The 9,489-nt window shown below is 72.2% G+C and carries 4 protein-coding genes; all 4 read right to left on the reverse strand.

The window, feature by feature from the left end; translation table 11 throughout:
• Positions 1-18 precede the first annotated feature (18 nt).
• The 4 genes from LPA41_RS38385 to LPA41_RS38400 all read right to left on the reverse strand — a co-directional run bounded on the left by LPA41_RS38385 (position 19) and on the right by LPA41_RS38400 (position 9,211).
• Entirely contained in the window at positions 19-1,092 is a 1,074-nt protein-coding gene (locus tag LPA41_RS38385; RefSeq protein WP_229076389.1) for a hemolysin family protein, read from the reverse strand.
• The gene (locus LPA41_RS38390) at positions 1,089-2,459 is read right to left on the reverse strand and encodes a hemolysin family protein (protein ID WP_229076392.1); all 1,371 of its coding nucleotides are present in this window, start codon (positions 2,457-2,459) and stop codon (positions 1,089-1,091) included. The genes LPA41_RS38385 and LPA41_RS38390 overlap by 4 nt, the downstream gene beginning before the upstream one ends.
• A gap of 141 nt (positions 2,460-2,600) precedes the next feature.
• Positions 2,601-8,057 carry a carboxyl transferase domain-containing protein gene (locus tag LPA41_RS38395; protein WP_229076394.1) on the reverse strand — a complete coding sequence of 1,819 codons (5,457 nt, stop codon included), beginning with the start codon at positions 8,055-8,057 and terminating at the stop codon, positions 2,601-2,603.
• 269 nt (positions 8,058-8,326) lie between these two features.
• Positions 8,327-9,211: a helix-turn-helix domain-containing protein gene (locus LPA41_RS38400; protein WP_229076397.1), complete on the reverse strand. Its 885-nt coding sequence runs from the start codon at positions 9,209-9,211 to the stop codon at positions 8,327-8,329.
• Between the last annotated feature and the right edge of the window lie 278 nt (positions 9,212-9,489).

Raw genomic sequence — 9,489 nt, forward strand, 5'->3', positions numbered from 1 at the left:
CGCCCGCCGGCGCACTTCTCAGCGCACGCCCGTGCGCCCCGCCCGCCGGGCCGCGTCGATCACCGGATCGGTCTCGTCGTCGAACTGCCCGATCACCTGTTCCAGCAGGTCCTCCAGGGTGACCAGGCCGATCACCCCGGTGTCGTCGGAAACCAGCGCGAGGTGGCTGCGGCGCTGGCGCATCACCGCGATCGCGTTGACCACGCTGGTCTCCGCGGACAGCGGCAGCGGCGCGCTCATCAGCGACCCGGCGGTCACCGGCTCACCGCGACTCGTCGCCCGCGCCGCGTCCCGCACGTGCACCACGCCGACGATCGCGCCGGACGCGCCGGTGACAGCGATCCGGGACCGGCCCGTCTCGATGCTGCGCAACTCGATCGCCCGGGCGTCGGTGTCGTCGCCGACCGCCACGATCCGGCCGGTCGGCACCATCACCTGGCGCACCTCGGTGGACTGCACGGCGAGCATCGCGGTGAGCAGCTCGTGCTCCACGTCCGCGATGGTGCCGTGCTCCTTGGAGGTCTTCAGCAGCATCCCCAGCTGCTCGGCGTTGTGCACCTGCGCCAGCTCGTCCTGCGGTGTCACCTTGACCAGCCGCAGGCAGGCGTTGGCCAGCCCGTTGAGAGCGGCCAGGACCGGGCGCAGCACCGTGGTGAACCCGACGAACGGGATCGCCAGCAGCTGCGCCGAGCTCTCCGGGTGGCTGATCGCCCACGACTTCGGCGCCATCTCGCCGACCACCACGTGCAGGAAACCGACGAGCGCGACGGCCAGGATGAAGGCGATGACGTACGCCGCGCCGTCCGGCAGGCCCACCGAGGTGAACACCGGTTCGAGCAGGTGCGCCACGGTGGGCTTGGCCAGCGCGCCCAGGCCCAGCGTGCACAGGGTGATGCCGAGCTGTGCGCCGGCCAGCATCATCGACAGGCTGCGGCTGCCGGCCAGCGCGACCCGGGCACCCCGGGAGCCCTCGCTGGCGGCCTGTTCGAGCCGGTGCCGTTTCGCGGCGACGAGGGCGAACTCGGCAGCCACGAAGAAGCCGTTGAGCGCGAGCAGCAACAGCGAGACCAGCAGTGCCCAGGTGGTGCTCATGCGCTGACCTGCCCCTCGGAGTGATCACGCTCGTGGACCACGGCCAGCGCGATCCGGTCGGGAACGTGCCGGCGCACGGACAGCACGGTGAGCCGGGCGGTGCCCTGCGGCTGCGGCACCCCGTCCTCGTCCACCAGCGGGGGCAGCTCCACCGCCACCTGTTCCAGCGCGGACGGCAGGTGCCCGAGACGGGCCAGGATCAGGCCGGAGACCGTGTCGTACGTGTCGTCCGCCGGCAGCCGCACCCCGGTGGTCTCGGCGATCTCGTCGACCCGGGCCCGTCCCGGGACCGTCCACGAGCCGTCACCGTTCCGCTCGATCACCGGCTCCGGCAGGTCGTCCTCGTCGTGGATCTCGCCGACCAGTTCCTCGGCGACGTCCTCGAGCGTGATGATGCCGGCGAAGCCGCCGTACTCGTCGACGACGATCGCCATCTGCCGGTGCGCCGCCTTGAGCCGGTCCAGCACCTCGGGCAGGCGGGACGACTCCGGCACCGCGACCGGCTCGGTGGCCAGGTCACGGACCGCTGTGGTGCCGCGCGCCGCCGGTTCCACGGTGACCACGTCGGCGATGGAGACCACGCCGATCACGTCGTCCACGTCGTCGCCGATCACCGGGAACCGGGAATGACCGGTGTCCAGCAGCTCCACCACCCGGGAGGCCGGGTCGCTCGCGTGCAGGGTGGTCACGTCCACCCGGGGCCGCATCACCTCGGCGGCGCTGCGGGTCCGGAAGTCCAGGCCGTGGTCGAGCAGCCGCGCGGCGCGCGGGTCGAGGGCGCCCTCGCTGCCCGCCGTGGCGATGATGCGGTCCAGGTCCTCGGAGGTGGCGCCCTGCGGCAGCTCCTCCACCGGTTCGATGCCGAGCGCCCGCAGCAGCCGGGTGGCCGTGGCGTCGAAGACCCGGATCAGCGGGCCGACCACGGTCAGGTAGATCAGCGTCGACCGGGACAGCGCCCGGGCCAGCGTCTCCGGCTTGGCGATCGCCAGGTTCTTCGGGGCCAGCTCGCCCAGGACCATCTGCACGATGGTGGCGAAGAGCAGGGCGAACACCGTTGAGATCGAGAGGGTGACCGCCTCCGGCAGGCCTGTCGCGCCGAGCAGCTCGGCGGTGCCCGCACCGAGGAACGGCTCCGCGACGTAACCGGCGAGCAGCGCGGTCACGGTGATGCCCACCTGGGAACCGGAAAGAACGAAGGAGAGCCGCTGGGTCACCCGTAATGCGCGCTCCGCGGCGGGGTCGCCCTCGTCGGCCATGGCCCGTAGCCGCTCGCGATCGACGGCGACGTAGGCGAACTCCTGCGCCACGAAATAGCCGGTGGCCGCGGTCAGCAGGACGATCGTCAGCACACCTAAAAGAATCAGCACCGGGTCATCCCCGGCCCCGTACTACAGGGTTCGGCAGAATCTTCTGTCACAAAAGGGAAATTAACATGCCCTGCTGAACGGTCGCTGAAAGGCCACCCTCGGGGCCGGCGCCAGCACGGCACCGGCCCCGGGGGGATCCGGTCAGCGCAGACCGGCCTCGATCGCCTCGATGATCCGCGGCCGCATCTCGGCAGCCTCGATCACCGCGTCCACCGAGCCGACCTCGACCGCGCGCTGGATGCTGTGCACCCGATCGAACTCGGCGGCCACCTCGTTCAGCTTCTCCGACCGCACCGACGTCCGCAGCCCGTCCAGCTCGGCCAGCAGCGCACTGCGCTCGGTGCCCGAGACCGCCGCCGCCCGCGCCTCGAGCTCACGGACCCGCGGGTCGGAGGCGGTACGCGCGTTCACGTCCCCGGCGAACACCACTGCCGCGGCCGGGGCGCCACCGAGCACCGAGGCGAACGACCCGTTCACCGCCAGCACCGTCATGTTCTCGTTCAAGGCCTTCGAGAAGACCACGAACGCGCCACCGTGGTACCGCGAGATCACGCAGAACACGATCGGTCCCTGGAAGTTGACGATCGCCCGGCCGATCTCGGCGCCGTACTCCAGCTGGAGCTTGCGCATCGACTCCGGTGAGCCGTCGAAGCCGGACAGGTTCGCCAGGACCACCAGCGGCCGGTTGCCGGACGCCGCGTTGATCGCCCGGGCCGCCTTCTTCGACGAGCGCGGGAACAGCGTGCCGGCGGTGTAGGTGTCCGGGCCGTCGGTGGGCGGGAAACCCCGCCGGGGCACCGACCGCGACTCGATGCCGAGCAGGCAGACCGGGATGCCACCCAGGTGCACGTCCTGCACGACGGCCGTCTCCGCGTCGGCCATGCCCGCCCACCGCTCGAGGACCGGGTGGTCCTGGTCGGCGAGCGCGCGCATCACCGTACGGATGTCGAAGGCCTTCTTGCGGTCCGGGTTCGTCGCCGCCGAGAAGATCTCACCGACCGTGGTGAAGTCGCTGCCGGCCACCGCGTGCGGGAAGGAGGAGATGTCCCGGTCGGCCGGGTCGGTGGTCGCGACCCGCCGCGGCGCGCTCTCGCCCGGCGCGATGTACGTGTGGTCGTAGTGCGACATCAGCACACCGCTCGCTGCCACCAGGTCGGGCGCCCAGTACTGTGCCTGGCCGTTCGGTCCCATCACCCGGTCGTACCCGCCGATGCCGAAGTTGTCCTCGGCCGAGACACCACCGGAGAAGTCCAGCGACTGCTTGCCGGTCAGCACCATCGCCGAGTCCGGGGTCATCACCAGAACGCCCTTGGTGTGCATCAGCATCGTGGCCTCGGCGTTCCAGTACGGCTGGGCACCCACGTTGATGCCCGCCACCACGATGTTGATCTCGCCGCCGGCCTGGGTGAACTCGACGATCCGCTTGAGCGCGGCGGCCACCCAGTCCATGTTCTCGGTGCCCGACTCCATCGAGATGCGGGCGCCGGCGGAGAGCGCGTACCACTCCAGCGGCACACCCATCCGCTCGGCCAGGTCGAGCGCCGCGATGATCCGGCGGCACTCGGGTTCGCTGAGCGCGCCGAGCGCCTTGGTCGGGTCGCCGAGCAGCAGCACCCGGGTCACGCCCTCCGGGTGACGCGAGGTCGGCGTGGTCACCACACCGGCCACGATCGCCGCCCGGTTGCGTCCCTTGGGCCGGTCGACGGGCACCAGCGCGTGGTTCTCGTCGAGGTCGTGCTCGGTGAACACGCCGAGCATCCCGGTCAGCTCGTACGGGTACACCGTGTTGCGCGCCGCCGCCCGCTGCACCTTCTGCTGGTAGTCGTCGAGCGGTTCGATCGGCTCGGTGGGCGGCTCGCCCAGGGAGAGCTCGGGCCGGCCGGTCGGGCCGAACGCGATCCGCAGCGCGATCTTGTTGAGCGTGCCGGTCTCGGTGTCCCGCTGCCGGCCGATGAACTGGATCTCCCGCAGGTTCGCGCCGGCCGCGGACGGCACCAGGCGCTGCGCGATCATGATCAGCTCGGCCTCGGTCAGCTCGATCGGCGGCCACACGTAGATCACGATCCGGTTGCCCTTGAAGGCGTCCTTCGCCGACCGCTGCGACTGCACCCGCCGGATCGAGTCCAGACAGCTGGCCACCACGTCCTCGGCGGTCGGCAGCGCGACCAGCCGGCCCTCGTGGTCCCGGAACTCGGCCAGGTCACGGACCTGGGCGAGCGCCACCAGACGCTGGTCGGCCGGGTTCTCCTCGGCGACGGCCTGGAACAGGTGGACTTCCTCGTCCACCGACGGCAACCGGGTCAGCTCGAACCGGCTGAGCCGTTCCAGCTGCAGGCGGTGCGCGATGTACGGATGCAGGCCGCGGATCAGCCGTTCCTCGGACAGCCCGGCCGCCGACGGACGGAACGTGAAGTGGTGGTGCGCCACCGCGCCGTGCCGGCCGGCCACCGCGATCGTGACCCGGCGAACCTGGTCCGGCAGCGGCACCGTGCTGACCACCGCGTGCAGCGCGGCCGCCATCTCGTCGATGTCCGCCGGCTGGTTCTCCCAGCCCAGGTAGACGTCGGCGACCACGTCACCGGAGCGGGCCAGCTCGGCCAGCCCGGTCAGCGCGCTGCCCAGCGCCTCGTACCGCACCGCCGTCGAGGCCACCCGCAGGTCGGTGCGCTCGGCCACCACGAACGTGCAGCCTGACATCTGCCGGGCCGACACGCCGACCAGACCCTTGTTGCCGTAGTAGCGGCGGGTCAGGACCTCGAGCATGACCGAGTTGTCCAGGTCGGGCCGGGCCAGGCGCTGCCCGAGCAGCCGGATCAGCGGCTCGGTGCTGCGAACCATCTCGGCGATCCGCTCGGCGCGGTCCGGCGCCTGCGGGTTCGCGTCCAGGTGGCGCAGGTGCTTACGGATCCCGGCGTAGACCACCGCCCGGTTGCGGCGCAGCAGCGGCTGGCCGAACCAGGCGAACACCACCCCGCGGGCCAGGTCGGCCAGGACCGGGAACCGGACCTGGGTGGCCGAGACCACGCGTTCCAGGGCGAGGCCGGCCGGCTCGTGCAGCACGTCGTCCGGCGGCGGCTCCTGCAACCAGGACCGCAGCAGGGTGGCGATCATCGCCGAGTCGGTGGCGGCGCGCTGCTGGGCCAGGAAGACGCGGAACACCGCGGCCTCCAACTCCGGCGTACGGTCCAGGCCGGTCACGCCGTAGTGCCCGAACGCCTTGCTCAGCCGCGCCTTGAACGTTTCCGGCAGACCGGCCCGCTCGACGTCGAGACTCTGCAGGTAGGTGTGGAAGTACTCCCGGGGGCTGTGCACCCGGTTGTCGCCGCCGCTCTCGTCGCCCACCGGCCGGTTACGGCTCAGCTCGGCGAGGTCGGCGAAGACCTCGATCAGCTCCAGTTCCGCGGCGAGCGGCCGGACACCACCGGCCACCGCCGCCGCGCGCGCGGCCAGGTAGTCGGCCAGGACCCGGCGGTTGTCGTGCGGGTCGGCGTCGAACCCGAGCAACAGGCTGCGCAGATCACGCTGGCCGCGGGCGGCCCGCTCGGCGGCGGAGGCCTCGGCGGGCTCGGCGGGCAGGTCAAGCGCGACCGCCTCAGCAACCTCCTCGACCTCGGCGTCGGCGCCGGCGACCGGCTCCAGTCGCAGCAGCGGCGCACCGGCGTCGACCTTGCTGCCGACCGAGACCACGAGCTCCTTGAGGCGGGCCTTGAAGGGGGCGCGCAGCACCGCCTCCATCTTCATCGCCTCGAGGACGAGCACCGGCGCGCCGGCCTCGACCTCGGCGCCGACCTCCAGCGGCGTGGCGACCACGAGAGCGGGCATCGGGGAGCGCAGCACACCGCCCTCGTCGCGGCTGATCCGGTGGGTGACCCCGTCGACCTCGACCACGTGCGTGGCCTTGTGGGTGCCGGTGAGCAGCCGGTAGCGCACGCCGTTGACCCGGATCTGGCCGGTGTGCCGGTCGAACCGGTCGAGCACCACGTCGGCGACGCCCGCCTCGGCGCCGGACTCGATGCCGACCCGGAACCGCTGCGGACCCACCCGGGCCACCCGCACCCGGTAGGTCACGCCGCGCAGCTTCAGGTCGAGCGGCCGGCCGCTCTCGTGCTGCACCTGCGGGCGGCCACCGAACGCGGTGGCGAGCAGGCGCTGCTGCTCGGCCTGCTCCTCCTCCTGGTAGACCTCGATCGCGGCGGCGGTCAGCGCCACCGCGGAGTGCCGGTGCGAGACCAGCCGGCCCTCGCCGCGGACCCGATCGATCCAGCCGGTGTCGGCGCTGGCATCGATCACCTCGGGCTGGTGCAGCAGATCCAGGACGAAACTCTTGTTGGTGGCACCGCCCTCGATCACGACCATCGTCTCGGTCATCGCCCGGCGCAGCCGGCCGAGGGCCTCGTCACGGTCCCGGCCGTACGCAATGATCTTGGCAATCATCGAGTCGAAGTCGGCGGCGATGGTGTCGCCCTCGCTCACGCCGGTGTCCACCCGGATGCCCGGGCCCGCCGGCAGGTCCAGGCGCGCGATCCGCCCCGGCGCCGGCGCGAAGTCACGGTCCGGGTCCTCGGCGTTGAGCCGGGCCTCGATGGCGTGACCGCGCTCCACCGGCGGCTCCCCCTCCAGCCGGTTGCCGGAAGCCACCCACAGCTGCGCCTTGACCAGGTCGAACCCGGTGGTCGCCTCGGTGATCGGGTGCTCCACCTGCAGCCGCGTGTTGACCTCCAGGAAGGCCAGCAGGTCCTCGCCCGGGTGGTAGAGGAACTCGACGGTCGCGGCGCCGCGGTAACCCACCGCGACGGCGAGCCGCTCGGCGGAGGCCTTCAGCTCGGCGGCCCGCTCCGGCCGCAGCACCGGCGACGCCGACTCCTCGATCACCTTCTGGTTGCGCCGCTGCACCGAGCAGTCCCGCACGCCCAGCGCCCACGCCGTGCCCTGCCCGTCCGCGATCACCTGGACCTCGACGTGCCGGGCGCCGGTGACCAGACGCTCCAGGAACACGACGCCGCTGCCGAAGGCGCGTGCCGCCTCCTGGCTGGTGCGCTCGTAGACGTCGGCCAGCTCGTCGGCGCTGCGCACCACGCGGATGCCGCGCCCGCCACCACCGGCGGTGGCCTTCAGCATCAGCGGATAGCCGATCTCGGCGGCGGCCGCGGTGGCGGCCTCCAGGGTGGCGACCTCGCCACGGCTCCACGGCGCCACCGGGACGCCGACCTCCTCGGCGATCAGCTTCGAGCCGATCTTGTCGCCCAGCTTGCGCATCGCATCCGGGCTCGGCCCGACGAATGTCACACCGACCCGCTCGCACAGCTCCGCGAACGCCGGGTCCTCGGCGACGAAACCCCAGCCCACCCAGGCGGCGTCGGCGCCGGTCTCGACCAGCGCGCGCTCCAGGACCTTGAGGTCGAGGTACGGCCGGGCGGCTGCCGGTCCCAGGTCGTAGGCGACGTCGGCCTCACGCACGAACGTGGCGTTACGGTCCACGTCGGTGAAGAGCGCCACGGTCTCGATCGGAGTCCCGGTCTCCGCGGCCAGGTCCCTGGCCGCATGGATGAGGCGCATGGCGGCCTCACCCCGGTTGACGATGACGATACGACGGAACACCGAATCGAACCCTTTCTCTTACCTTGGTCGGTCGTGACCGGCCCCTGGCACCGGCCGGACGACGACCGGTCCGGCCTGTAGTAAACCGTGTCCGGCGGAGGTCCCCCACCTCCGCTTCCTACTCATTAGTAGGACATCACCGGGAAACCGCCCCCGAACCCAGCGTGCAGCCTCCGGCGAACTGGTACAACGACCCAGCGGCTGTTGTGGTGCCGTGCGGTGATCCCCGGATGCGCGGTGGGTGCCGATCGTGTGGTGGTTCGGCCCGCCTACACCGCTGCGGGCTGCGCCTCCACGGGCGCCGTCCCCGCCGTCCCCGCCGTCCCCGGCGTCCCCGGTGTCCGCGGCGTCCGCGGCGTCCCCGGCGTCCCCGGCGTCCCCGGCGTCCTCGGCGTCCCCGGTGTCCCCGGTGTCCCCGGCGTCACGGTCCCTGCCGGGTTGGTCTCGACCGGCACCGCCTCTCCGGCCCGGCGCGCTTCGGCCCGGTTCAGTCCCTCCGCGAAGTACGTGGTGTCGAACCAGGACTCGAACGTGCGGGTGAGCCGGCTCGGACCGAGCAGCCGGGCGTGGCCGGTGGCCAGCAGCTCACCGAACCCGACCAGGCCGACCAGCCAGCGGTGCATCTGCGCGGTGTCCGCCTCCACCGCGAGGTCCGTGTCCAGGCCCTGGTCGTCGCGGCAGACAGTGACCTCGGGCTGCTTGATGTCGAGCCAGCCCTCGGCACCGCCGTGGCCGGTCAGCACGACGTGCACCACGGTCCGGTCGGCGGGCAGCATGGCCGGGACAGCGTGCTGGTGCATCCGCCAGATCAGCGAGAGTCCGTCGCACTCCGCCTCGGTCGGGTCGCCGAAGAACCACTCCGCGGCCCAGTGCCCGAGCGCCCAGACGACCGGCGTCAGCGCCTGCCCGGCCGGGGTCAGCACGTAACCGCCCGGCCGGCCGCGGCCACCGTCCGCCCGGCTCACCAGCCCCTGCCGCTCGAGATGACGCAGACGCTGGGCGAGCAACGTCCGGCTGACCCGCGGAATGCCCCGGTGAATCTCGTTGAACCCACTCGCGCCGACCATCAACTCCCGGATGATCAGCGGCGTCCACCGGTCACCCAGCACGTCCACGCCGACGGCGATCGGGCAGTAGTCGGCGTAGTTCGTCATCCACCCATGGTCGCCCCGCCCGGCCGCCCCGAACAGCTGATATCGGCCATCCGACGCAGCGCCCCGCCCCAGTGCACCGCCACCGTCACCCGCCCACGCCGCCCAGCCCCACCCTCCATCCGCAAGCCACCACGCACACACCCCATCCACACGGCGCGCCCTCACCCCGCCCACCCCACAGCGCCCCTCACCCAGCTCACCCCACAGCGCCCCTCACCCAGCTCACCCCACGACGCCCCTCACCCACCCCACAGCGCCCCACACCCCCCCCCCCCCCC

The organism is Actinoplanes sp. DH11 (assembly GCF_020873875.1).
Lineage (GTDB): Bacteria > Actinomycetota > Actinomycetes > Mycobacteriales > Micromonosporaceae > Actinoplanes.

Excerpts from the sequence above, each read along its gene's own strand:
- LPA41_RS38385 (WP_229076389.1), bottom strand. The coding sequence starts at position 1,092 with ATGAGCACCACCTGGGCACTGCTGGTCTCGCTGTTGCTGCTCGCGCTC.
- LPA41_RS38400 (WP_229076397.1), bottom strand. The coding sequence starts at position 9,211 with ATGACGAACTACGCCGACTACTGCCCGATCGCCGTCGGCGTGGACGTG.